Origin of the sequence: Arthrobacter psychrolactophilus (assembly GCF_003219795.1) — a bacterium.
Taxonomy (GTDB): Bacteria; Actinomycetota; Actinomycetes; order Actinomycetales; family Micrococcaceae; genus Specibacter; species Specibacter psychrolactophilus.
Genome location: NZ_QJVC01000006.1, coordinates 1 through 22,889 on the forward strand (window position 1 = coordinate 1; position 22,889 = coordinate 22,889).

At 55.6% G+C, this 22,889-nt stretch carries 31 protein-coding genes and 1 pseudogene; 17 read left to right on the top strand and 15 right to left on the bottom strand.

Translation table 11 applies throughout. The annotated features are described in order from the left end of the window. The 4 genes from CVS30_RS18110 to CVS30_RS08670 all read left to right on the top strand — a co-directional run. Window positions 1-287 (top strand): hypothetical protein (locus tag CVS30_RS18110; protein ID WP_220033896.1); only part of this gene is annotated, 287 nt, incomplete at its 5' end. A gap of 46 nt (window positions 288-333) precedes the next feature. Then, window positions 334-1,065 carry a GAF and ANTAR domain-containing protein gene (locus CVS30_RS08660; protein ID WP_110484942.1) on the top strand — a complete coding sequence of 244 codons (732 nt, stop codon included), beginning with the start codon at window positions 334-336 and terminating at the stop codon, window positions 1,063-1,065. Window positions 1,066-1,080: 15 nt separating this feature from the next. Then, window positions 1,081-1,371, top strand: a complete 291-nt coding sequence (locus tag CVS30_RS08665; protein ID WP_110484943.1) for a hypothetical protein — start codon at window positions 1,081-1,083, stop codon at window positions 1,369-1,371. 1 nt (window position 1,372) lies between these two features. Continuing rightward, the gene (locus tag CVS30_RS08670; protein WP_181419748.1) at window positions 1,373-2,083 is read left to right on the top strand and encodes a GAF and ANTAR domain-containing protein; all 711 of its coding nucleotides are present in this window, start codon (window positions 1,373-1,375) and stop codon (window positions 2,081-2,083) included. An 80-nt stretch (window positions 2,084-2,163) separates the two neighbouring features. On the opposite strand, the gene CVS30_RS08675 is transcribed toward CVS30_RS08670, so the two are convergent. From CVS30_RS08675 to CVS30_RS08685, 3 genes are all read right to left on the bottom strand, one after another. Further along, the gene (locus CVS30_RS08675) at window positions 2,164-2,679 is read right to left on the bottom strand and encodes a hypothetical protein (RefSeq protein ID WP_181419749.1); all 516 of its coding nucleotides are present in this window, start codon (window positions 2,677-2,679) and stop codon (window positions 2,164-2,166) included. A 183-nt stretch (window positions 2,680-2,862) separates the two neighbouring features. Beyond that, on the bottom strand, window positions 2,863-3,018 hold the full coding sequence (locus CVS30_RS17960) for a hypothetical protein (protein WP_181419750.1): 156 nt from the start codon (window positions 3,016-3,018) through the stop codon (window positions 2,863-2,865). 1,002 nt (window positions 3,019-4,020) lie between these two features. Beyond that, entirely contained in the window at window positions 4,021-4,440 is a 420-nt protein-coding gene (locus tag CVS30_RS08685) for a hypothetical protein (RefSeq protein ID WP_110484947.1), read from the bottom strand. Between the two features lie 396 nt (window positions 4,441-4,836). Here CVS30_RS08685 and CVS30_RS17790 point away from each other — a divergent pair, with 396 nt between their 5' ends. The 3 genes from CVS30_RS17790 (at window position 4,837) to CVS30_RS08700 (ending at window position 6,752) form a co-directional block, all read left to right on the top strand. After that, a complete protein-coding gene (locus CVS30_RS17790) occupies window positions 4,837-5,229 on the top strand; it encodes a hypothetical protein (RefSeq protein WP_146233375.1) in 393 nt (130 codons plus the stop codon). A 716-nt stretch (window positions 5,230-5,945) separates the two neighbouring features. After that, window positions 5,946-6,212 (top strand): DUF7218 family protein, encoded by a 267-nt coding sequence (locus CVS30_RS08695; RefSeq protein ID WP_110484949.1) that lies wholly within the window; start codon window positions 5,946-5,948, stop codon window positions 6,210-6,212. Between the two features lie 81 nt (window positions 6,213-6,293). Then, a complete protein-coding gene (locus tag CVS30_RS08700) occupies window positions 6,294-6,752 on the top strand; it encodes a DUF6328 family protein (protein WP_245934519.1) in 459 nt (152 codons plus the stop codon). 2 nt (window positions 6,753-6,754) lie between these two features. Here the strand turns inward: CVS30_RS08700 and CVS30_RS08705 are convergent, their stop codons facing one another. Next, window positions 6,755-7,900 (bottom strand): carboxylate-amine ligase, encoded by a 1,146-nt coding sequence (locus CVS30_RS08705; protein ID WP_110484951.1) that lies wholly within the window; start codon window positions 7,898-7,900, stop codon window positions 6,755-6,757. Window positions 7,901-8,555: 655 nt separating this feature from the next. On the opposite strand from CVS30_RS08705, the gene CVS30_RS08710 reads away from it, so the two are divergent. Together CVS30_RS08710 and CVS30_RS08715 are read left to right on the top strand one after the other, a co-directional pair. Further along, complete coding sequence (locus CVS30_RS08710; protein WP_110484952.1) at window positions 8,556-8,843, top strand: DUF3040 domain-containing protein; 288 nt, start codon at window positions 8,556-8,558, stop codon at window positions 8,841-8,843. Between the two features lie 183 nt (window positions 8,844-9,026). Continuing rightward, a complete protein-coding gene (locus CVS30_RS08715) occupies window positions 9,027-10,187 on the top strand; it encodes a carboxylate-amine ligase (protein ID WP_110484953.1) in 1,161 nt (386 codons plus the stop codon). A 58-nt stretch (window positions 10,188-10,245) separates the two neighbouring features. Here CVS30_RS08715 and CVS30_RS08720 read toward each other — a convergent pair whose 3' ends face one another. After that, on the bottom strand, window positions 10,246-10,920 hold the full coding sequence (locus tag CVS30_RS08720; RefSeq protein WP_110484954.1) for a DUF6766 family protein: 675 nt from the start codon (window positions 10,918-10,920) through the stop codon (window positions 10,246-10,248). 307 nt (window positions 10,921-11,227) lie between these two features. Here CVS30_RS08720 and CVS30_RS08725 point away from each other — a divergent pair. Then, a pseudogene (locus CVS30_RS08725) lies at window positions 11,228-11,764 on the top strand (DUF6328 family protein). A gap of 7 nt (window positions 11,765-11,771) precedes the next feature. On the opposite strand, the gene CVS30_RS08730 reads toward CVS30_RS08725, so the two are convergent. From CVS30_RS08730 to CVS30_RS08765, 8 genes are all read right to left on the bottom strand, one after another. Next, complete coding sequence (locus tag CVS30_RS08730) at window positions 11,772-12,038, bottom strand: CDGSH iron-sulfur domain-containing protein (RefSeq protein ID WP_306418763.1); 267 nt, start codon at window positions 12,036-12,038, stop codon at window positions 11,772-11,774. A 59-nt stretch (window positions 12,039-12,097) separates the two neighbouring features. Continuing rightward, window positions 12,098-13,132: an iron-containing redox enzyme family protein gene (locus tag CVS30_RS08735; protein ID WP_110484955.1), complete on the bottom strand. Its 1,035-nt coding sequence runs from the start codon at window positions 13,130-13,132 to the stop codon at window positions 12,098-12,100. 52 nt (window positions 13,133-13,184) lie between these two features. Beyond that, window positions 13,185-13,682, bottom strand: coding sequence for a CinA family protein (locus CVS30_RS08740; protein ID WP_110484956.1), 498 nt, complete (start codon window positions 13,680-13,682; stop codon window positions 13,185-13,187). 70 nt (window positions 13,683-13,752) lie between these two features. Then, the gene (locus tag CVS30_RS08745) at window positions 13,753-14,652 is read right to left on the bottom strand and encodes a glucose 1-dehydrogenase (RefSeq protein ID WP_110484957.1); all 900 of its coding nucleotides are present in this window, start codon (window positions 14,650-14,652) and stop codon (window positions 13,753-13,755) included. 68 nt (window positions 14,653-14,720) lie between these two features. Further along, entirely contained in the window at window positions 14,721-15,122 is a 402-nt protein-coding gene (locus CVS30_RS08750; RefSeq protein WP_146233376.1) for a hypothetical protein, read from the bottom strand. A 40-nt stretch (window positions 15,123-15,162) separates the two neighbouring features. Then, on the bottom strand, window positions 15,163-15,645 hold the full coding sequence (locus CVS30_RS08755; RefSeq protein WP_181419751.1) for a pyridoxamine 5'-phosphate oxidase family protein: 483 nt from the start codon (window positions 15,643-15,645) through the stop codon (window positions 15,163-15,165). Between the two features lie 163 nt (window positions 15,646-15,808). Continuing rightward, window positions 15,809-16,078, bottom strand: coding sequence for a GlsB/YeaQ/YmgE family stress response membrane protein (locus CVS30_RS08760; RefSeq protein WP_110484960.1), 270 nt, complete (start codon window positions 16,076-16,078; stop codon window positions 15,809-15,811). A gap of 204 nt (window positions 16,079-16,282) precedes the next feature. After that, window positions 16,283-16,480 carry a hypothetical protein gene (locus CVS30_RS08765; protein ID WP_110484961.1) on the bottom strand — a complete coding sequence of 66 codons (198 nt, stop codon included), beginning with the start codon at window positions 16,478-16,480 and terminating at the stop codon, window positions 16,283-16,285. Window positions 16,481-17,416: 936 nt separating this feature from the next. Here CVS30_RS08765 and CVS30_RS08775 point away from each other — a divergent pair. Next, window positions 17,417-18,403, top strand: coding sequence for a DNA topoisomerase IB (locus CVS30_RS08775; protein ID WP_110484963.1), 987 nt, complete (start codon window positions 17,417-17,419; stop codon window positions 18,401-18,403). Between the two features lie 537 nt (window positions 18,404-18,940). Here the strand turns inward: CVS30_RS08775 and CVS30_RS08780 are convergent. Continuing rightward, the gene (locus CVS30_RS08780) at window positions 18,941-19,390 is read right to left on the bottom strand and encodes a hypothetical protein (protein WP_110484964.1); all 450 of its coding nucleotides are present in this window, start codon (window positions 19,388-19,390) and stop codon (window positions 18,941-18,943) included. Window positions 19,391-19,677: 287 nt separating this feature from the next. Here CVS30_RS08780 and CVS30_RS18550 point away from each other — a divergent pair, with 287 nt between their 5' ends. From CVS30_RS18550 to CVS30_RS08805, 5 genes are all read left to right on the top strand, one after another. Then, entirely contained in the window at window positions 19,678-19,887 is a 210-nt protein-coding gene (locus CVS30_RS18550; RefSeq protein ID WP_370800665.1) for a DUF4235 domain-containing protein, read from the top strand. Window positions 19,888-20,629: 742 nt separating this feature from the next. Continuing rightward, complete coding sequence (locus CVS30_RS08790) at window positions 20,630-21,193, top strand: YciE/YciF ferroxidase family protein (protein ID WP_110484965.1); 564 nt, start codon at window positions 20,630-20,632, stop codon at window positions 21,191-21,193. Window positions 21,194-21,234: 41 nt separating this feature from the next. Beyond that, window positions 21,235-21,501 (top strand): DUF7218 family protein, encoded by a 267-nt coding sequence (locus tag CVS30_RS08795; RefSeq protein WP_110484966.1) that lies wholly within the window; start codon window positions 21,235-21,237, stop codon window positions 21,499-21,501. 96 nt (window positions 21,502-21,597) lie between these two features. Further along, on the top strand, window positions 21,598-22,071 hold the full coding sequence (locus CVS30_RS17965) for a hypothetical protein (RefSeq protein ID WP_181419752.1): 474 nt from the start codon (window positions 21,598-21,600) through the stop codon (window positions 22,069-22,071). Window positions 22,072-22,141: 70 nt separating this feature from the next. Continuing rightward, the gene (locus tag CVS30_RS08805; protein ID WP_220033897.1) at window positions 22,142-22,375 is read left to right on the top strand and encodes a CsbD family protein; all 234 of its coding nucleotides are present in this window, start codon (window positions 22,142-22,144) and stop codon (window positions 22,373-22,375) included. A 192-nt stretch (window positions 22,376-22,567) separates the two neighbouring features. Here CVS30_RS08805 and CVS30_RS18555 read toward each other — a convergent pair whose 3' ends face one another. Next, entirely contained in the window at window positions 22,568-22,714 is a 147-nt protein-coding gene (locus CVS30_RS18555; protein WP_110485057.1) for an ATP dependent DNA ligase, read from the bottom strand. Between CVS30_RS18555 and CVS30_RS17970 the strand changes: the two genes are divergently transcribed. Next, entirely contained in the window at window positions 22,708-22,866 is a 159-nt protein-coding gene (locus CVS30_RS17970) for a hypothetical protein (RefSeq protein ID WP_181419753.1), read from the top strand. The genes CVS30_RS18555 and CVS30_RS17970 overlap by 7 nt on opposite strands. Window positions 22,867-22,889: the final 23 nt, after the last annotated feature.

Here is a 22,889-nt window from a genome sequence, read left to right on the forward strand (position 1 = left end):
AGCCACTGGTCAAAACCACTGCCGCGAACGGTCAATCCAAATTGCCGTCTCTGGTCAGTTTAAAGTTGCAGCTAACATATGACGGGGGAGAACCCCAGATGCTGTGGGTGATCTTTATGGGATTTCATTTAACAATGAAACGTGCGGAGGGCGAGTGTTTAAGGTGCATTTCCAATGCCAGCTACTCGACTTTGCGTCGAAAATTGCCAGTACAAGCATGTGGCTCCGAACAGTCTGCGAAGCGTAGTGCGTCGGAATTCCATGCCGGAGATGCAAAAGGTGTGTAGCCTTGATGGAGGGCAACTTTGACGCGCCCGCGACAGGAGGACAACGGTGGACAAGGTAGAAAATGCGCTTCCGCTGGCTGAGGAGCTAGCTGCGGTAGCTGCCAGCGCCGCTGGGCTCCTGCTGACGGGTAATACAGTTTCTGAGACGCTCAAGCTAATTACTGAGGCGGCAAAGCTCAGTTTTCCGGATGCACTCGGTGCTGGTGTAACTCTTATCGACGTCAACGCACGCAAGACAAGCATGGCCGCCTCAGATGCCCTGGTTGAGCAAGCAGATGCCCTGCAATATGAACTAGATGAGGGTCCCTGCTTGACGGCCTGGGCTACTGGTCAAACAGTCGTGGTGGATGACGTCGCCGCTGACGGTCGCTGGCCCAAGTGGTCACAGGCGGTAGCGCCTTTGGCAGTGTGGTCATCCCTCAGCGCACCTCTGAAATCTTCTGGTGAGTCATTTGGAGCTGTAAAGGTGTATGCAAGCCGAGCTGCAGCCTTCAATGACAATTCACGTCGGGTCTTGGAACTACTCGCAGCCCAGGCAACGGTCTTACTGGAACACGCCCAAACAACCGAAGGCGCACATCGTCTCAGCGAGGACCTCCAGTTCGCGCTGCGCTCCAGAGATCTCATAGGGATGGCTAAAGGTCTTGTCATGGAGCGTGAAGGGGTTTCCGAGGAACGAGCCATGCAGATATTGATGAAACGTGCCATCGCCGACCGCTCGACACTGAGGGAAACTGCGGTGAGTCTGGTCAAGGCAGCCACCCCACAGGGTAAGTAGCGACAGGGGCTGGTCATGGCGTTTGATGACGATAAGCAGCTGAGGGAACTTCGCCGGGTGCTGCCTCTTGCCCATCTCACCGTGGGAGAACTTTGGCTCAAGTACTTCGCCATCGGAGGTTCGGCAGGTCAATTTGAAGTAGAGGCATACTTGTTTGCCGCCCACACCCTGCCAGTCCTTGAACGAGATCTGGTGGCGCAAGCCCTCAATGAGCATTTCATGGATCTGGGTGTCGACGTTCGTATTCCCTATTCTGCGGCAGTGGATCCCGGAGGCGAAACTGGCTCGGGCGAGTTGGGCGGCTAAGTTGGATACCAACAACGCGGGATCACACAGCCAGGAGAATTTGCAGAATCTGTTGCTCGACAGCCACGGCTTTAGCGAATTTATGCTGGAGCTGGCCGTCTCAGCTGCTTCCGACCTCGGTTCCGGCGCCCCGGTACTCTGCTCCATTACAGTAGAGAGAGACTTCCTACCGATCACTGTGGCTAGCAGTGGGGCGCAGGCACTAATCTTGGACGAGCGTCAATACGTGCGGAATTCCGGGCCCTGCTTGAGTGCCCTGCGGAATCAAAAAACCGTTTTCGTCCCGAACCTAGCGAGATCCAAGCACTGGACGGCTTATAGTCTGGACATCCATTCCAGCGGCGTCGCTGCGATTTTGGCCATCCCTGTGGCGGCAGGGCCTAGAACTGCTGCTGCACTGAATTGCTACGCCTTCGACACCATCACCATGGATGTTTCTTTTCGAGCGGCCGTGGAGCTAATGGCCGCTTCCTTGTCCGGCATACTGAGACTTGCTCTGAGAATTCATCCGGGAGTGTCTGCCGGGAGCGGATCGATCCCAGAAATAGATTCCCGGGCTGTAGTCGATTCGGCAGTAGGTTTTATCATGATGAAGGAACGATGCAGCCGTGAAGAGGCCTTTGGTCGCTTGGGTCAGCTGGCGTTGGCCGGTAAATTGCGGATGAGGGATCAGGCGGCGATACTGCTGTGGGAGTCCAGAAGAACCATTTGAATCGCTGATTGGGGTTACCCCTCTTACCTCATGGCAATATCTCCGGGAAGCTGAGTCGCTGCCTCATTTAGAAACCTCCGCTAGTGATTCTTGTTCCACGAGTTCTTGACAGGTGGTTGGCCAGCGGGATTTTCTTGGCTAGGGAGAGCTTTTCCAGTTCGCCGGTCAGGCGGAGGATTTCTCGTTGGGGCTGGGCTGGCTTGATGCGTTTGAAGGTGGCGTTCGGCCTCTTTCGCACCGTGTGGTCTTGGATGGCTCGCTGGCACGTCGTAGTGCTTGATGACCTTGGAGCCGTAGCGTTGCTTGGAAATCAGCTTTTGCTGGGGCAGTAGGTAGTTCGTGAAGACCCGGTCGAGCTCCCAGATCTCGTTGAGTTTGGGTAGCTCTTGCGGGGTGTCATAGCGCAGGCAGCCGACGAGTTCACGGACCCTGGCCCAGTTCTTTTGCTCCACATGGGCTCCGTCATTTTTGTTGTAGGGCCGGGACCGGGTGAAGGTGATCTGGTGCTCTTTGCAGTAGTTGCATAAGTGATCGTTAATGAATTCACTGCCATTATCTGAGTCGATCCCGATGATGGGGAACGGAAATACGCTCATCACGTATTGCGAGGGCATCGAACACCTATTTGGCGGCCTTGTTCCGCACTGAGCGGTTGACGGTCCAGCCCGTGGAAATGTCAGTCGCTGTCAGGGTAAAGCAGACCTCACCGGAGGCGTCTCGCCTTCATGGGCGACAAGATCGATCTCTACGAAACTAGGCTCGGCGTCGTCCCATTCAGCCTAGGTCCGCATCGGAATCTGCGATTTCAACAAAGACCCTGGCTTGGTGTGGGTGCGGCCGTGCGGGAGCATCGTGGACCGGGCGCCCTTGAGCATACGATCGATCGTGGCGTTACTCATCCGCATTAGCAAGGCGGCCTGGGTATCCGTGACCACTAGTTCTTTCTCCTTGCGTAGCAGCTGCACCAGGGTCGGCGTCCTCGGGGCCGGTAGCTTCCCGGCCGGGGCGCGTAGTGCTGATCAGCACAACACCAGTGGCGGGATGAGGTCCGGACCGTAGAGTGGTCGCCTGCCGGTACGCGGTTTCGGTAGCGGAGGGTTCAAGGCGTGCCGCAATGCCGCCCGTGCGTAGTCTCGGTGCCAGCCGGTCAACTCGACCGGCTCATCCGAGATCCGGGTCTTCACGGCTCACGGCGACCTCTTGTACGTCAGGGTCCGCTTCTTCACTACTGCCTGTCGTTGCGCCATTGTCAGCTCCATAGAAACTGGCGTACCGGAGACCGCAAACCCGGGTTTGATGCCACGCCGCAGCGGAGGAAATCAAATGAGGCAACGTATCTGGGTACGCGGAGATTTTCTATGAGTCAACGCGCTGCCTTCCATCAGCAGCGATTAGGCGTAAAATCAGACTAGTTCATAAACAATGAGGACCGATTTGGTGCCGCTGTGCAGTTTCGATCTTGGCAGCTTCAAGATTCACCTTTCCAGAGTTGGACGAATCGGACACGAGGATGGACAAGGCCCATTGGACTGGAGGGAAGTATTCCCCTAGACAAGTCCTCTACTACAGGGATATCCGCGTAAGGACTTACCGTGTTACCAAAGATCACTGTGGCGAGCAGCGTTAGGATTTGGTTCTGTACAGCGTGGAAGATAGTGAATTCCGCCGTGAATTGTCGGTGTATTCCGCAGCCTTGGTGACTGTAGATGGTGGTGAAGGTTTTGATTGTGCCGGGACTCGTCACCGGCACAGAAAATCAGCGACCGGGGCCGGGCACACACCGCGGGCACGTCTGCTCAATGACCTACATGGAACGTATTGACCAGTGGGAGTGCCTTACCGGGCTGGCACGATGTGGACGCTCACTATGATCTATAGCCTCTTCTTCGCTTCTATATTCGGGCTGCGACTAGAGACGAACGAAGTGATCGAACCGCTTATACGGGTAACGAGATCTGGAAGCCGCAGCGGCAACGCAACACCATGCTGGGAACTGCCAAGCCAGGAGCATCCGCTAGGTCTCCATCGGAAACCTTAAGCCTAGCCAGTTTGATGCGCCCAGGGGTCATAGGTTCGCCGCAGTGGATGTAGTAGCTGCCGAACTGCAGCACACCGGTTTCGCAATGACTGTTGGCCAATAGTTTTGCCACGCTTTCCACTGAGGCATCGTGGGCAAAGAAGGCCTCGCAATGGCCACAGCTGTACTCGATGGAGACGAATCCTGGCTTCTTAGAATCAGGTGTCTGGATCGACTCGACGATCAAGTGCAGGTCAGTTCGGCAGTAGACGCAGCTGAGGCCATCTCCTTGTGTATCTTGGACCTCGACGGCGTTTGGGCTGGAGTGGTCGATGGACATTGTTGTCCTCCTAGACACCCATTCGGGAAAGTTGTTGCACTTGGGTGAGGCCATCTGCCTGATCTTGTGGCGGCAGGAGCAACCCAAATGGATCCAGGGTGGCAAGCACCCGAGCCATCTTCTTAGGCCGTGGGAAAGCATGTATCTGCAGCAAATGTTAGTTCTATTTCCAATTTCTGTCTAGAAGTCGACGAGACTCATTTAGAGTGCTCGCGAAATGGGGTGCGTGCCACATATGGGAGACGCTCGCGAAATCTCTGGCGCATGTTCGGGTGCTTTGGTGCGATGGTTGGTCGGATGGATGGATAGGTTAGCGTTGTCTGCCCGCAGGGAAATCACGAAGAAGAGACGCCGACCGCTATGTACCGGCTTTGAAGCCGGTCAAGGGAGTGCTCCTTGACCGTCTTGGCTCGCCCGCACCACTCGAACGACAACCCGGTCTTAGAGCATAAAAACGCTGCCATCGTGCGCCGATCAGCGTCCAAATACCGCTACGATACCGATACCGAGCTGCGCATGCTTAACGAGCTCTGGTCAATGGTAATCCTGCGCAGGAACCTGTTCCTGGCCACCAAGAAAGCCACCGGCTACCATCTGAGCCGGAAAGGGGAAACGATGTGCAGCTACAACGATTGCCATACCTGGGACCAACAGATCCATGGGCATCGGGGTCATGCTCGCACCCCAACGCTGACACCTGGACGAACTCTATCAACAGCTAGACATGATCGGCCTCACGTACCAGATCAACGAGATCCAGCAACGCTGGATCTGCCTGAGTCCGGCTAAGACCTATGCCCAAACAAACCATGCAGCATGATGATTATGCGAGTTCAATAGGTGAGGCAAGCAGGAGACATTTGGCGAGTGTCTTGACAAGGGGCATCGCGGAAGTTGGCGTCGTTGCGGAGCCACTACTTGCCATGACGATCTGAGCTTTGTAGGCTGGAGACGACCTAGCAGCGGGCCATGGAAACCACTTGTTAGTAAGCGGGGTCGTCATGGAATCACGACATGTATCCTACTATTCCGCAACCGCTCTATCCTCCGCGTATGCCCCAGGAACGGTTTTGCCTTCGGCGTGGATCCGACCGACCTTGGCGTGCTCGCACAACGCAATGTTGTCGCAATTTGAGCTGTACAGTTCTGGTGTACGCATCGGGATCCTCAGGTACTGCATGCGTGGCTCAGAACTTTGGTTGCTGTCAACAGAGTCCACGCATTTGGCGGGCATCCATGATCTGGATGTCCTCCTACGCCATGTACTAGATGACGCTTTCCGTCGGCACATTTCCGTTATGCCGTTTTCCACAGTGGCGCGTCAATTCATGTGGGAACATCGCGCCTACTGGCCACTGGTGCCGGGGGCGGCCCGCGCGCGATTCCAGATCCCCAACCGCTATGGGGCACGCTAGGGTGCCGCCGGCGGGGACGCCCGCTTCGGTCAATGCCCCTTGGGCCACAAATGACACGCTCAGTACAACCGGAGAGAAGAAGGAATTGTCATGCCAAGAAAGAAGAATCCCAGCCTTAAGGATCCTGAACTGTATGAAGAACTCCGGGAGGATGGAGCCTCCAAGAAGAAGGCCGCTCGCATTTCCAACGCCGCGGCGAAAGAAGGGCGCAGCGCGATCGGGCGTAAGGGGGGCGAAGCCGGAGACTACGACGATTGGACTGTGCCCCAACTACGGGCACGGGCAAAAGAACTAGGTCTTAGCGGGTACTCCGGACAGCGTAAGGCCGAGCTCATCCAATCACTCCGGAATTCCTAGGAAGGCAATAAGGGACAAGAGGTGATGACCTTGGGGAGTCAGCGGTTTGCGCCTGCCGGGGACGGGCGGAATGAAACACGGTTGGAGCAACTGGACCGAAACTGGCAGGAATTGGTTCAGGAATTGCGGGTCATGCAGACGGGGGTGCAGGTCATGGCAGGATTCCTTCTGACCCTTCCATTCCAACAGCGCTTCGATGATCTGGGACGCGGTGGAACCCTGCTGTATCTGGTGCTCGCGGTTGACGCGGCAGTGGCCACGGGATTAATGCTGGTTCCAGTTGCAGTTCACCGGCGCCTGTTCCGACACCGGGTCAAAGACGTTCTGGTCAAGTCGGGCAACCACATTGCGGTGCTTGCCCTAGGGCTGGTGGCAGGACTTATCGTTGGCACCACGGCGCTCATCTTCAGTTTCGTGGTGGACGGGACGGCTGGCTGGATTGCCGGCACAGCAATTGGGCTGTCTTTGGCTGCTGGATTACTTATCTATCCCCGGGCCCTTTGGGGTCCCCAACGCACAAGGGGGAACATCGGACAGTAAGGTTACAGCTCCGCCGGTAGGCTCAGTTCTGTCTCCCTATGTGTCTGGCCATGGGTCGCCGACACCGCATCAGTCACCACAGATTCCAACTCTGCCGTCCGCGCGTATGTGGTGCGTTGGCGATCGGCACCGCCGCCGTGGCGTAGGTGGAGGGACAGTAAGTGCCGGATGCGGGCTTCCTCACCGGGAGTGCCCGCAGAACCGGCCACGTGCTCCAGCAGGTCCGTAGCGACTTTCGCAGCTGCCACGGGCAGGGCCGTGGCCGGGTCGAGTAGATCCCCTCTCATGCCGTTGCGTGCGGCTAACCACATGGCGGTCCTCAACAAAGTTTCGGGGATGGCGGGGGGCTGTATTTTCTGGGCCCAACGCTTCGCCGAAACCTCCACCAAACCTCGGGCAAGGCCCGCTATCAGTTCTGCTGTTTCCACCTCGAGGCACACATCCGGGACACGGATTTCCACGGTAGGGTAGCGGTTTGAAAGGCGGGCATCAAAGTAGACCATGCCTGGATCCAGCAACACACCTGTAGCCAACAATTCCTCGACGAGACGGGTGTAGGCGCGGACCGAACCAAACAACGGCGTGGGGCCGGAGGAAGGCCAACGGTTCCACACTCGGGACCGGAAACTGGCGAAGCCTGTGTCCCGACCTTGCCAAAACGGTGAATTGGCACTGAGCGCCAAGAGGACTGGCAGCCAGACGCGGACGTGGTCAAGGACGCCAACTCCCTCTGCATCGGAACCGACCTCTACATGGATGTGCATCCCACAGGTCAACTGTTCTTCTGCGACGATTCCGTGCATTCCAGCCATCTTTCGATACCGTGGGTTAGCACGCAGGTGGGGACTCACAGGCAAAGGCGAAGTGGCCAGAGCCGTGATCCTGGCACCATTGGCCGCCGCCGCTGTATCGGCGACGCAACGCCCCGCCCTCAACTGCTCAGCTATCTCAGACAAAGTGCTGCAGGGGACTGTGGATACTTCCAACTGTTCAAGCTGCAATTCCCCCGTGAGCCGGGAGCCGATACCGTCAGCATGCCATTCCGGATCCGTAGCCGGGAATGTCAGCGCCGCCAGAGCCACGGGCACCGGATTGCCTGTGGCCGGATTCACCAGCAAAAATTCTTCTTCAACACCAAAGGTACGCATTGAAGCTCCCGCCTCTCCCAATCTGGTGCGGGGTGGAGTGCCTGCCCGGTTAATGCGTGACTGATACGACTATCATGGACCGTCAGCCTCCAAGCCTACCCATCGCTTCTCAGGACACCACACCGCTGGTTCGTGTTCGAACGGACACTGCTTGCCGTCTGGCCCCATCGCCAATCTTTGGCATGCCGGGGTTGGCACCTTTCTTGGTGAACTCAATGTCCCCCATGTCTAGACGATAGGCGCAGCGTAGCCAGCTGTCTACAGAAAATTTTCTGGTGTGGCCAGAAACGCTCTTCCGATATTGAGACTACGAGAGGCATAGCTGCAAGTCATCGTATACCCGAGGTCATCATCAGTTGTTTGAGAAGGCCCGGAACGCATCACATCTCGTAGGTGAAGGAGCCTACCAGCGGTAATCGCAATCTTCCATGTTTTCCTGACCTTCAGGGGCACCACTGAAATCAAACCATCATTTCCGACTAAGCCCTTCTTCACACTTCGGTACCGCTGCCCGTGTCAAATACTCTGGGCTGGGTGAAATACCACAGTGATTTCTGCCGTTCCGGGAATCGATCGAGGGATCCTATCGTGGGTCTTGACATGCGGTTCGTGGGCGCTGTGGACTGGATACAGGATCTTGTTTAGGGAGGTTCTGATGTTGTTTTCTGAGTACGAACGCCGCGTCCTTTCAGAAGTAGAAGAGGACTTCAGAAAGGATGCTCCGAGGTTGGCTGAAATGTTGCGCACCGGAGCCGTGAAGCGCCCGCCTCTTGATCTGGTGATTCTTGCTTGCACACTGATGCCGGCGATAGTTGTCTTTGTCTTGGCGCTTATTACCCAGTCTATGGTTCTGATGTTGGTCTCCGTGGCCTTGCTGATACTGAGTGTCCCTAGTACACAGGCGATGACCCGAATCATTCACGATTCCTCATGGGATCGCTAGATGTAGGAGTGTAGGGATGGCTTCGTGGGTGTGGCTGGCGAGCATCTCTTGGGCCGTGTGACGCAGCTTTTGATTTGTGTGTTGAGAAGGCCTTGGCGAAGATTTCAAAGACATTTCTTGTTCGGCGTACCGTTGTTGATTTCACGAATTTCCCAAGGGCAAGGATGAAAGTAGGTGCAGTAAATGTTGACTTTCGGGATTGAGGAAGAGTTCGTTCTTCTTGACCGCTCAACTCTGGTGCCCGTTCCGATAGCGGCGGATATTCAACGTGCGCTTGCAAACTTCAACTTTGGGCGCACCGTCGTTCAAAGCGAGTTTCTACGGTGTCAGCTGGAGTATTCTTCGCCGGTGTTGATGCATTTTGACGAGGCAGCCCAAGCGTTGTGGGACTTCAGGTCAGCTGTGGCGCAATGCGCTGACGAATATGGTGTCGTTGTGGCTGGTGTGGGTACCTCCTTCAGGAATCCGGCACAAGCAATGGTCACCGAGGAAGGTCGTTACATCGCCATTGCAGAGAGCATCGGAATTCTGGCATCGGAGCATTATATTAATGGTCTCCATATCCATGTGGGAGTCCCTGGCCGGGAGGCGGGCGTTGTTTCCTTGAACTATCTGCGCCAGTGGCTGCCGACTCTATTGGCGATGTCGGCCAACTCTCCGTTTTGGTGTGGACAGGACACTGGGTTTTCCAGCTGGCGGGCGATCCAGTATCGGCGCTGGAGCTCGGCGGGGTGTCCGCCCGAATTCATCGATGCTATCGATTATGAGAAAAGAATCCTAGCCCTCATCGGTCTCGGAGTCACCCCTGATAAGGGTTCAATTTCGTGGTCGGCTCGGCTTTCTGCCCGTCATCCTACTGTGGAAATTCGGGTCGCGGATGCTCAACTGGATCCTTCCACCACTCTTCTGTTGGCATTGATTGTTCGTGCCCTAGTTCTTGCGTCCATGACCCAGTCCGAGACGGTGCCGCCTGACCCGGCCCCGGAGCTATTGGACGCGGGGCTATGGCACGCGGCGCGTTACGGACTGTCAGCCCAACTAGTACATCCGTTGCACCACCGGCTGGTGCCAGCATCAGAGGCGGTGCAGTCTTTACTCGATGCGGCTCATCTTGCGTTGGAAGTGTTGGGGGACCTTGCCATCGTCACTGCGTTGGCTGAGCAACTACTGCTGGTCGGTACTGGGGCTGACCGGCAGCGACTGGCATTTAATACTGCCGGGAAAGTAGGCCTTGCCTCATTTCTAGCCAGATCCATCAGAAACGACTCCTCAGCTGATCTTCCATTGGCCGGTCATCTCGGGCCGAATGATCCCAGACCGCTGGAATCCGATTCTCTTGATTGAAAGATCTGTACCGGCCCAGCCTGAGGCTGAACGACTAGTCGCTAATGCGAGTTCGTGGTTATCCGGTGGTTCCTGTGGCGTCGTGGGCCGCGCCGACTGGTTTGGACTCAGGGGATCCACGTTGGCGCAGATAGATCGAGAGAACCACCATTGAACCCACGGCTAAGAACTCTGATTGCCAGTTCTGCAGGGTGCGGTTCCAGAACTCCGGGGAGAGGACGTATTCCACCCAGGAGAGAGGTGCTTGCAGCTCCTGTATTTGTTGTTCGTTGTAGGCGCTGACGCCAGCAACCGATTGGGCGAACCATGACAGGAAAAAGATGGTGCCCATGACAAGGACCAAGGAGTTGGAGAAAAGCCATTGGCGCCAACCAGTTACCGTGGCCCATGCAGGTGATTTACTCGTGGCGAAGGCTCCAGTCAGCTGTTCTTTGTCGGTTCCTGTTCCGGCATTGTTGAGGTCCTTGGACTCCGGAGATCCTTTCTGTACGAGCCAGATAGTAGCCGCGATGTAAAGCAGGAACTGTAGGTATTCAGATTGCCAGTTCTCCGCTACGTCTACACCAAAGCTGGCTGAGGTGACGTACTCGCCGAAACTAACCGTGGAGAAGCCCGCCGTGAGCTGATCCTCGTTGTAGAGCGCATGCCCGGTGACAGCTTGGCCGAACAGGGCCAGGAGAAATATCAGGGCAAAGAATAGGCCCAACCCGTTTTCCCGCAGTGATTTCTTCATGAGAACCCCTAAGTATGTGAGAAGCCGATCACTAAGATGAATGCCAGGCCGAGCATAATGACAGCTAGGTATCCGAAAAATTGCCACCTCATCGTCGAAGCCTTTCGTCGTCGCTATTCCGGATCATACGCTTGAACCTTGCTGGGTTAAAGTGCCATGTCTTGGGGCCAATGGGTTGACTGCCAACCTGCCGGTTGTTTGATAAGGAGAGTATTCCGGCAGTTTCTGGCCGATGCAAAAGAGTCAGTTCTTCAATCCGGTACATACTTTTGCAGACGGCGATGAAGGCCTGAGAAAAGAGGAAGTCATGGAGGCCCCTGCAACAGATGCAGCGGATGCGGTGGGATCCGGTGGTGGAGCAGATGCCCAGAGCGGACGGAATGGGACTCGGAATGAGAAGCATGACCGGAATTGGGATGATCTCCTCCAAGAGCTGCGAGTGATGCAGACCGGCACGCGTATTATCGCTGTTTTCTGCTGACATTGCCTTTCCAGCAGAGGTTCGTGGATCTGGACACAGCAGCAGTGGTCCTCTCTCTACCTGTGTTTAGTGGTTATGGCAGCTGTGGCAACTTCTCTGATGCTCGTCCCTGTTGCAATGCAGCGACAGTTGTTTGGGTTGCGGGTCAAGGACCGACTCGTGGAATCCGGGCATCGTGTGGTTGCCACGGTGCTGTGGCTCATCGGCTTGCTCGTTGCCGGAACGACAGCACGGATCTTCTACGTGGTCTTGGGCGCCCAAGAAGCTGTGATCGCTGCGGTGGCTTGTGGCGTCGGACTGGTGGTGTCCCTGCTTATCTATCCTGGCCGAACCCGGAGAGGCAGGGCCCCGCACGGGCGTTGAGGCGACACTATACAGCGTTCTCGGTATCTGGTTTGGTTCGGAAACCAATGAGTTTATGGGTGCCATCGCAATAGGGTTTGATGCCGGAGGCACCACACCGACATAAGGCGACGGTCCTTCGTCTGCGAGGAATTTTCCCGCCGTTGGCAGCGGCTATGGTGAAGTCACCACGGACTAGCAAAGGACCATTGGGGCAGACAACGATTTCGGGGCTACTCAAGGGGGCATGCCTATCGTTCTGTTCATCAAGTGGGGATGCGGCGCTCATAACCATCGTTCCTATGGGTTGGCTGGTCAAGGACTACGGGTTCTAGCAGGCGACCTGCTGATCCGTCAGGAACTAGACGGCAAGGGAACTAGTAGAGAGCTCTTGCCAGCTTCCCATGCGGCCATGATGCGAGCGGTGGACATTGTCTCCAGCGCGAGGGCTGCGGTTGCGCCAAAATAGATATCTTCTAGTAAGTGTGGTTCGGTTTCGAACAGGCCGCCGGCTAAGTCCCGGCCAGCAATCTGTTCATGAACCGCGTCGGCCTCGACGTGTTCGTCAAAATACCAGGTGGCGTCTTGGCTGAATCCAAGGCGTCGTAAGCCATTTCCGTAAAGCCTGTTAGGTTGAGAGGATGTCATTTCGTAGGCTGCCAGATGACCTACGATGGCGCCCCGTAGCCGCCGATTAAGCCCGAACATCGACATCATGTTCGTGGAGGCGAGTGTCAATGCCGGCACCACGTCAACGTAGGCACCGTAACTGTCATGTAGCCCTAGAACTCGCATCGTGCGGGCAAAGAGGGCGGAATGCATACGCTCTTGACGTCCCCCACCGTATTCATCTGCCTGAATCTCCACCAATGCAGCTTTTGCTCGACCTGTGAGGCGCGGAATGGCCCATGTGTGAGGATCAGCTTCCTTAAGTTGGTAGATAGACCTGTGCACCACAAACTCACGGACCTGCTCCACTGTGGCTGATTTAGCGACATATCGTGACATGGAGGGACCGTTATCAGCGGCGGTGAGGCCAAAGAGGGCTTCGGCGACGCTATCGCTGTTCTCTGGCCGATCGGAAGGAAGCACGACGGCCCCGCGTAAGGCCTCTTCGAACACTGCCTCGATTTTCTGCCTAGCGGCAATCAAACCCGGGTTCCATTCCCATCGTTCGTTCGCACCCTCCAATCCTCCATAATGAAGTTCATAGAGGCAGAACAGGGCCAGCTGTAGGTCTTCATCGACAAGAATTTCGTGGTGGTCCATGGCCTGATCGACTAGTTGTTCCACCAAGGAAAAAGTGCCAGTTGTCTCCTCTTCGGGAGGACGGCGGAGGAGCTCGAACAAGGAACCACTGAAGCGGCCGCGGGCTGAAGGTATTCTCATTCAGTTTGTCCTCTCGTTGGGGTGGAACAGCCCTTAGGAGCAGGGGAAGGTCTTAGCGAAGTTCAGCTACGGCTGTTTCTACCATCCGGAGCGCGTGTAGGGTTGTTTGCTTAACAACATCGGACGGGCTGCCCTCAAAATGGTGTTCCTGAACGCGGGAGCCAGCCGTTGAATGAACGGCGATAAACACAGTTCCTGCGGGCTTGTTCTCTTCAGGGCCGGGCCCGCCGACTCCTGTTACTGCGACGGCCAGCCCAGCACCGGTGAGCTTTGCAACCCTGGCAGCCATCTGCAGGGCACACGCGGCGGTGATGACAGGTCCACGGTTCACACCAAGCAGCGAGAACTTTACCTCGCTGCTATAGCCAATGACGCCGCCGACAAACCACTCCGAGGAAGCCTCAGCCGCACCTAAATGGCACGAAAGACTGCCGCTGGTTATTGATTCAGCGACCGCAATGGTGCCCCGAATCTGGCGTATTTTCCGGGAAATCGACGCGGACACGTCCATTGAAGCTTGTGTCAAAAGGTCCGGATCAGATTTATTCATGTGACTCTCACCTTCGGTTCGTTAGGTTCCGGCAGGCTTATGGAGGTCATGACCTCAGATACGGCAGGATTTAAGGTGAGGGAGTACCTCCATTGACGTTGAGGGTTTCTCCGGTGACGTAGCTGGATTCAGCCGAGGCTAGGAAAACATAGGCCGGGGCCAGTTCTGTGGGTTGTCCGGCCCTTCCCAGTGGCGTGTTTTTACCGAATTTCGGGAGTTTTTCCTTAGGTTGTCCATCGCTGACTTGGAGGGGTGTCCAAATGGGTCCAGGGGCTACGGCGTTGACCCGGATACCGCGAGGGGCGAGCTGCTGAGCGAGTCCCTTGGAAAAGTTATTGATTGCGGCTTTCGTGGAGGCGTAGTCGATCAAGGTAGCTGAAGGTTTGTAGGCCTGAATGGACGTTGTATTGATGATGGTGGCACCTGCAGTCAAGTGGGGCAAAGCTGCTTTGGTGATCCAGAACATGGCAAAGACATTGGTTTTGAAGGTCTCTTCGAATTGTTCGTCGCTAAGATCTTCAAGCTGTTCAACCGCGATTTGACGACCGGCGTTGTTGACGATGATGTCTAATCCTCCGAGCTCCTCGACGGCCTTCGCGACCAAGTCTCGTGCAGCCTTGGCTTCCGAGATATCGCCAGGCAGCGGGACCGCCTTTTGCTCGCAGTCGCGAATCAATTCCACGATCTTTTGAGCGTCGGGTTCTTCAACAGGCAGATACGAGAGGGCGACGTCGGCCCCTTCCCTCGCAAATGCAATGGCAACGGCTGCTCCGATGCCTGAGTCGGCGCCTGTGATGAGCGCTTTGCGCCCCGCGAGGCGGCCGGTGCCGCGATAAGACTTCTCGCCGCGGTCCGACTTAGGCTCTAGATCACGATCCAGGCCGGGTTCGGGTTGATCTTGCTTCGGCGGGCTGATGCTGGGGTAGCGGGTGACAGGATTTTGGAAAGTATATTGGTCTTGATGTGCCATGTTGGGTTCCTTTCCTTAGCGCCTATTAGGGCGCGTTGAGTGTTGTCGTGGCACTCCGGCTTGGACGGCTAAGCCGGTGATTTAGTTTCCTTTTCTGGCCGATGCCAGCTGGAATTGACCTTGCCCGTTTCGCTGCCGCTCAGAGCTGAGTCAGGGAATTCATCGGAAACTTCCGGGACGATATCCAACGGGTTGGCAGCGTTGGAGCCAGGGTCAGTCATCAGTTCAGTCTGGCTTGAGTGATCTGGGGCATGGTTGTTTGTATAAGGCGGGATTAGTTTGTGGGCAAAGTCCGCGGCCTGTTCTCTGACAGTTTCTTGGACGGTGGCGATGTTGCTTTGCACTGCATCACTGGTCCAGAGTGCTTTGGCGGCTGTCTTGATTCTTTCGTAGCTGGTCCGGCCCGCGCGGGTACCTAATACGTATCCGGCGGCAAGACCCGCAACAAAGGTGAGCTTTGCTTTCATCATGTCTCCTTGGCTGAAGAGCGTTCAGGGCCGACAGTTGTTCTTAGAGATTTACGGTTCGGCTCTCACCGGCGTCGATATCTTCACCGGTTATCCGGGCTTTGGCCCACTGGAAAACGGTGGAAATGGCTCCTCCTGGTGTTTCCCAGTACTGGGCCCCCTCGGGACGGACACGGATAAGGACTAGATCTTTGGACTCTGGACCGTCGGGATAGAACGCCGCCGCGGTTTCATTCCACATCTCCCGAGCTTTAGGTTCACTGGTGATAACCACAGCCGCACCATGAACGGAAAGCCAGTCATTCTTTCCGGTAAAGGAAAGATTAACCTGTGATTCGGCACCAATTTCTGCGACAGGCCCGGCACTTGTGGAGCTGAAGAACCATAGTTGGCCATCGTCTTCAACCTTGACCACGGTCATAGGCCAACTTTGAAGGGCCTCATCTGTGTCTAAGGTCGTTAGCATGCAGATTCGATGGTGTTCAATCATTTCTGTAACTTTGTGAATATCCTCATTCAGTGACATATTCTCAACCCTCTTATTGGTTTTAGATTCCGCATTCAGTTTCAAGCCCGTGGACGGCGGCCGAGATGGCGGACTCCCTTCGTCATTAACACGCTGAAGAAGAGGCGACCACCACCAAGCCGCCGACATGGGTTTGGCCTGAGTCAAGTTGGCTAGAGTTAAGTTAGGCGGTGGTATTGGAACGACCAGTGATAGCGCCGTAAATGCCGGCGACGACGAGGCCGCCGACGATGGCGAGGATCCAAGACCCGAGGTTCCAAAATTCCATCTTGCCCCCGCCAAAAAGCAAATCTCCGATCCACCCACCAACAATTGCGCCGACCACACCCAAGATCAGGCTGGTGACCCAGCCGCCACCAACCTTGCCCGGCATGATTGCCTTAACGATGACTCCGACAATAAGACCCAAAACGATCCAACCGATGAAACCCATGATTCCTCCTTGTGAGAAAGTGCATTACGAGAAAAAGTGCTGCCTAACAGTCATTGAAGACCGTAAAGCTAGGTGGCAAGCTGTCTATTTCTTCGCTTTCGCGCCAGCCGCCTATTCAGATAGGGCGTGTTCGTGACTGAGTGTTGCGGTGTGATATTCAAAATGAGCCCGCATGAACCATTGAAAGAGCACGAGTTTCGCTGTTTAGACGGACAACATGTCGTCAGTAAGGAACGCAAGTTCCCCTGTGGCGGTGATCGCCTGGCGATGACTCGAAACGACTTCGTCATACACGGGATACAGAACCGCTAGTTGCTCTGTCGTGGAAGCACTGTCAATACGGTCTTTCAACGACAGGCGCTGGACCGTAAACGCTGCAGTGGAAGTTTTCTTGGAAACCATTCGAACTCCTCTCAATCCGGTCGATTTTCAACGACCGTCCTAACCCCACCATAAGCACAAATAGGTCTGAAAAATCAAGAAACTGACCGATCTATTTTAATTTCCAGCCTCAACATGGACTCATATTGCGACTTCATCAGGTGCTTCTTCAAGCGTGATTTTTCGCTTCGGCCCAATCACTTCAACCCGTTGCAGAGGTTGACAATAGGTTTGCCTGTCGAAAGTACAAAGGGGAGCGGTTTGCGCTAGAGATCCAAAGCTGCCCACCCATGTCTTAGCGCAACTAAGGCCGCCACGGGACACTCCAGGAAGGAATCTACGAACGCGGCGTTGAAGAAGTGCGGCGACGAAATATCCTCTGTGGTGTCAGAGAAGTCTGTGGTGGTCTTTGGCACTGGACTGGTGGGGCTGAAGGGGGTGCATAGTTTATTCCCCAAAGTCGCCTATCAAATATCCGTCTTGGCCAAGGAGCCCGACAGGCTGGGATTCGCCGAGCCGACCGGCGCCTCAGCCGTGAACTTTGTGGGTTGCCAAGCTTTCGACAGTGCCGGAGCAGGGCACCCGGCTTTGGTTCTGGACAGCCTCGTTCAAGCTACCAGCCACATCGGCGTGTGTACGCCGAAAGACCTAAAGAATCCACTCCTGCGGCAAAAAGGAGGGGCGGATTGCCTTCAGCTATGGTCTTGTGTTCGATAAAGGCATCAGCAAAGTGAGTAGCCAGTGCCCGGTTAGGAAATACAACTGCGAGCTGCGAGAATCCATCATCAGAGGCAAGCCAATACCGCAATGAATCGTCTCGCATGAAATTCCGCTAAATGGTTCCATGCAAGCGTATGCTGACTTTCATAACCGTGTTGACGGCGTTACGAAGGTGCCACTCAAGCCCCTAGTCGACCTGGGGGAGAGGGTCACCGGTCACCGTGGAAGGGTACCCCAATGGCCGCGCAGCTGCTTAGGGTCGAGCCGGGCGCTGGCGGGATTATCCGCAAGGTTTCCGGACGTGGCTTTAGTTATGTCTCAGCACATGGCCAGAGGATCACCTCTGATGCGCTGCGGGATCGTATCGAAGCGCTGGCTATACCACCGGCTTGGACTCAGGTGTGGATTGCCTCGGATGCGCAATCCCATATCCAAGCTACCGGTGTTGATGCGGCCGGACGAACTCAATATATTTACCATCCGCGGTGGCGCGAGATGCGTGATGATGAAAAGTTCATCCATTCCCAAGCCTTCGCACAGCGCCTGCCAGCCATGCGCCGAGCCGTCACTCGAGACCTGAAACAACTTGAGGACACCAAACGGAGAACTTTAGCTGCTGCCGTTCGTCTCATTGATCGTGCCGGGTTGCGCGTGGGAGGTGCCAGCTATGCCGAGGACAACGGATCTTTTGGGGTCACGACCTTGCAACGTCGGCACGTCCACTCGGAAGGGGAGAAGATTCACTTGGTGTTCCAAGGAAAATCAGCCGGAAGGTGGAATGTTAACTTGGTCGACGAGGTGCTGGGAGCCTATTTCGCCTCTGTCCCAAGCACGCCGCGGAAGGGGCCGGCACTTAGCTACCTGTTGATATCGGGCCGGGACAAACAGTGGCATGCGGTTTCCGATTCGGAGGTCAACAGGTATCTCGGCGAGGTGGCGGGGTCGGGCTTTACAGCGAAGGACTTTCGCACGTGGCAAGGGACCGTGGTGGCTGCCATTTCTCTGGCAAAGTCATACCGCAAGGGGACTTCATCCTCGACTGCGGTCACGGCAGCGATTCAAGACGCCGCCGCTTGGCTCCACAATACTGCCGCCATTGCTAAGGATTCCTATGTTAATCCCCGGGTCATTGCGCTTTTTGAACTCGGAAAAGTCGCTCAGTTGAACTGCCAGCATGACAGTGCGGTTCTGAGACTGCTTGAGGCTGACGGTACGAAACACTGACCTTCCCAGGGCCAGATTGCCTTCGCTCATGACACATTCGGGACGGAGGTCTACCCGGTGCAGACGTTCTCAGGCCACACAAGATCAGGAACTGCTGATTGGTCAGATGGGCGGGCATCACGTCACGCTGTATGAGGGCCTAGATAGGCGGTAATGCCGAGGACGAGTGACCTGCACAAGCCACCCGTCCATGATTCTTAGAATGACCTATCCAGCTTCGAAAGTCTCACGTCTACTTTCTTGGCCATGCTCTGGGGCTACTCCCTGTGTGTCTGAGCCAGATCCATCGGGAAGTTCATCAACCCCACGGGCCTTATGTCCCGTCGATTCTGTGTTGTCGGTGTCATCCTGATGGCCGCTCACTGGTTCTGGTGTTAGGTGGTTCACCTTTTGATCTTCCCTATTGCGTCCTGGCGTTTGAACTCCTTTGTGGATCAGTCGGGTAGAGGATAAGGGATTGCAATCGTGGTCGATATGACGCGAAGCGCGGCTCGACGAAGTCATGGTTGCGCACTCGGGGAGGGAATCTAGGTGGATCTAGGAGCTGCCTGCCGCGTCCGCATCCGGCTCAGAGGAAAAAGATTCGCGTTCAGTCCGAGTAGGACCCGAATTGCCCTCATCGAGCGGGGCATCCGTGGAAGGTGCCTCCAAGGGCGTCGGCTCGATCGGGTTCTCGCCAACGGCTTCATCATCTGCCCGGGCAAGTTCTTCGCGGTATTGATCGTCTGTGCCACCGAGTCGGCCTGCTCCGGGTTCGCCATCGCTCCCGGCATCTTCGTTTTCAAAGAAGTTCCGATCCGGGGCGCCCAAGCTTTCATCACCGCGCAGCGAGAGCTCATCGCTTTCCTGACCACGCAGCGTGGGGTCAGAGGATCCCGGATTTGTCACGGATCCCTCTGGCATCTCATCTTCAGGAGTTGGAGAACCGTAACCGGACTCGGCTGGTATCTGGTTAAGTTCGGTGTTGGCTGAATCGTTGTTGTTCATGGTGCTCTCCGTATGTTGTTTCCAGGGATGAACTTAATGTCAGATGGCCTATACATCAGAGACTCTGTCACAGGAAAGGTGCCTAGCACCGACATGTTGATATGCCGCTGACAAGTACTAAGTGCGGTGCCTGCCTTTCTCACTGTAGCTATATGTTGCTACTGGCGAAACCCCACGGAATTGGCAACAGTATGGGGACAGACAAGAGACTCCTCATCAAGAAAATGGAGGCAATTCAATGTACGTCGTGATCAAAATTTTCAGCGTCCTAGCTAGCTTGGCTGCAGGTGCTGCAGCACGCAAGGCGTTGGAGATGGGATGGAAAAGGCACGGGACACAAGCTGCCAAAGGATGCGGGAGACCTGCTCAATTCCCTTCCGGGTGTCTTAGTGTTTGCTTTGGTCACCGCAGTGTCAGGTGCTGTGATCCAAGTGCTGACTCAACGTCTAGGAGGAAAAGTCACACGTGAGATCGAGCGCCATCCGGAAGAAGTCTAGACAGATGGCCGATTCAGTTTTGGACACTTTCGAATTCGAAACTCGTGTGGTTCGATCACGGCCCATGCTGTAGCGGTTTGGACTTTTGAGTAGTTCGGCTTGGTATTTGTATTAGTGTGCGTGTGGGATTAGATCACTGGTGGGGCCTCGGGAAAGAACGGGTCAGGATGGGTGGGGGAGCCGGGCTCCGGAACTGGAGGAAAAGGCTCGCTTGGTTCATCGGGCTCGTGAGGATCCGGGGGCGTCGTGGGAACTGTGGGGGAGTCGGGCCCTGGACTTGCCGGGAAAGGGTCCGGGACGTTGGGTTGGGTTGGCTGGTGCTCATTCATTTCTGAAGCCTCTCGTTAATGTCTCATGTTCGTTGCCAGAGGTGGATGAACCTTGGCAGAGTACCTGCCGTCCACATCTAGGGCGGCTAATTTCCATGCTAGCGAGCTAGTTTGAGCGCGTCCATAGTCCACATATGGCCCCGACAAGTCCCACCGGCACCACTCATCTCTGTCCGTTGGAACGAGTCCACCAGCGCTGGATTCGAAAACGTGTAGGACACCTGGCCCAGCCGATACTAGGGTTGATTTTGGGGCATGGATTTTTTCGACAGCCCTCGCTAGAGTCGAAGTAATAGGTGAAGCGGCATCGCCGCGATTACACCTGAAGGTGTTGCGCGATTATGCGCCAAGGAGCTTTGCCGAATTGATTCGAAGTCAATATCGTTTCCCGATGCGAATGCGGAGGTTAAACCATGTTTGAACACTTCAACACTGCGGACCAGGTCTTCCATTACAAGCTGGGGCTGGCTTTGACTATGGAATACGATTCTTTGGACATGCTCGTAGAGATGGAAGAGGCCGCCTTGCGCAGCGATGTGCGGGATCTGTTCCGTGATCACGCTCATAAATCACGCCAGCAAATTGAAAATTTGCAGCAGATCTTTAGCCTCCTTGGGATCGAAGCCCATCAGGCGCCTTCACCAGCCAGCAAGGGAATGGCCAAGGAAGCTAGATCCTATATCGCCAAAACCGATGATGCTGTTCTTGATGGCGCGCTGCTGGCCGGTGGGTTAGAGCTCGCACACTATGAGACTGCTGTCTATGACGGCCTTGTCATACAAGCACAGGCCAAGGGTACTGCCGGAATCGCTGAGTTATTGCATCAAAACCTTGGTCAGGAAAAGGCTGTGATCGAGGACATCAAGGCGGCTTTCGAATCCGTTGCAACTGAAGATGCTGCAATCCAGGAAGAATCAGCGGCACCTGATGCACCTGCGATAGTGATACCGCCTTACCTTCCGCCGGGGAGCATCTAGCCAACAATGTCATTCGCTATGAGAGCTGGAGGGTCAAGAGCATGTCTAAAGGCAAGAACCCCAGTATGAAAGATCCCGAGATGTACCAGGCGCTCCGGGACGACGGCGTCTCTGGGTATAAGGCCGCCGGAATCTCCAACGCAGCCGCTGAACGGGGAAGATCGGCGGTGGGAAGGAAAGGTGGAAAATCCAAGGACTATGAGGACTGGACAGTGCCTGAACTGAAGGAGAAGGCCAAGGAGATTGGGCTGACTGGATATTCAAAGCAGCGTAAGGATGAACTGATCCACTCCTGGCACAATCCCTGATTGGATCGAAGAGCCTGGTTCTGGAAGTTGCAGGGAGCAGAAGGAACAGCCCCAAGCCCTACCGCATACCCATCTGTTATGACATAGGAGGACGAGATGATCGAGAATACTAGTGAACCGGTGGAAATATCCACGCGGATGGCGGAAGGGGAATGGACCCCTGAGTCGCTCGCAGAACAACTTGGCTCTTATCAAGACAAATTGCGCGAAATGGGTGCGCCCGATTCAGAAATCGAAACGTCCGTGGAGACTCCGCCAGACGGTTCAGCCACGGTCAAGGTCAGTTGGCAACGCACCGGATCGCACACCTTTGCGGAGATGGGGCAGAGCACTTTGCGAGAAGCGGAAAATTCGCGCGGACATGGGGAAGTGATTCCTCCGGGAGAGGCGACCGAGGATTCCAAAGGACTCGGTGCCGTGTACGGGGACGCGGAGCGGTCAGCCATCGATGAGCCGCCAACGCGCCGCGCCATGGATGCACTTGAGGATCAGACAGATCCCGACCTGTTGGTTTATACCACCAAGGAGGGAAAGACTTACGTCGAAGACGCAGGTCTTGCCAAGGAATGACACACCTTTCCGGATAGTCCTGTGGGCTATTTCCGGGGAAGAAATAACCAAACACAACAGGAGGAATGCAATGGGTATCGCAGACAAGTTTGATGCAGCAAAAGACAAGGTCGCGGGAAAGGTCAAGGAATCCGTAGGCAAGGCCACCGACGATCATTCCAAAGTGTTTGAAGGGAAGCTAGAGCAGGCAAAGGGTGCTGCGAAGGACAAGCTGGCAGACGCTAAGGCTCATCTTGAGGAAGATGCATCCGACGTCCATACCGATGACACCGAGGGTGGAACCTACGTCAGTCACAAGGAGTAAGTGCCGCGAAGAGGCCTAGACGAGGAGGGTGCAGGAGCTTGCCCTCCTCGTCTGCAGTAGTCAAATATTCCACATTGGATCGCCAGACGTGTGTGACATGGTGAGGAGCTGAATCGTTTCTTCGGGTCCTAGCAACGGATCGTTGTGGAGCCCGCGTAGTGGGCGGCGCTCGTCAGGGTGCTGGAAAGGTACCTAGTATTCCCAGCGCACATCTTGGGCGGACTTGTCTGGGCGCCATCCGCGCCATGTTGGATGACGGAGTTCGCCATCTTTGTTGAGCTCGGTGTACCGACCTTCAGCTACGAACTCTGGTGAAGTGGAAGGGAGTCGGCGTGGGATGGATCATCCTGTTGCTCGTGATTGGGTTGGCTTTAGCTGTACTTGGCTTCATTCTCAAAGGGCTTATCTGGTTGGCGGTTATTGGCATCGTTCTGTTTGTCGTCGCTGGTGTCCTGGGGTGGAGTTGGCGTAGAGGTTTCATTCGCAGCTAGGCTTCGTCGTTGGATTTCAGACT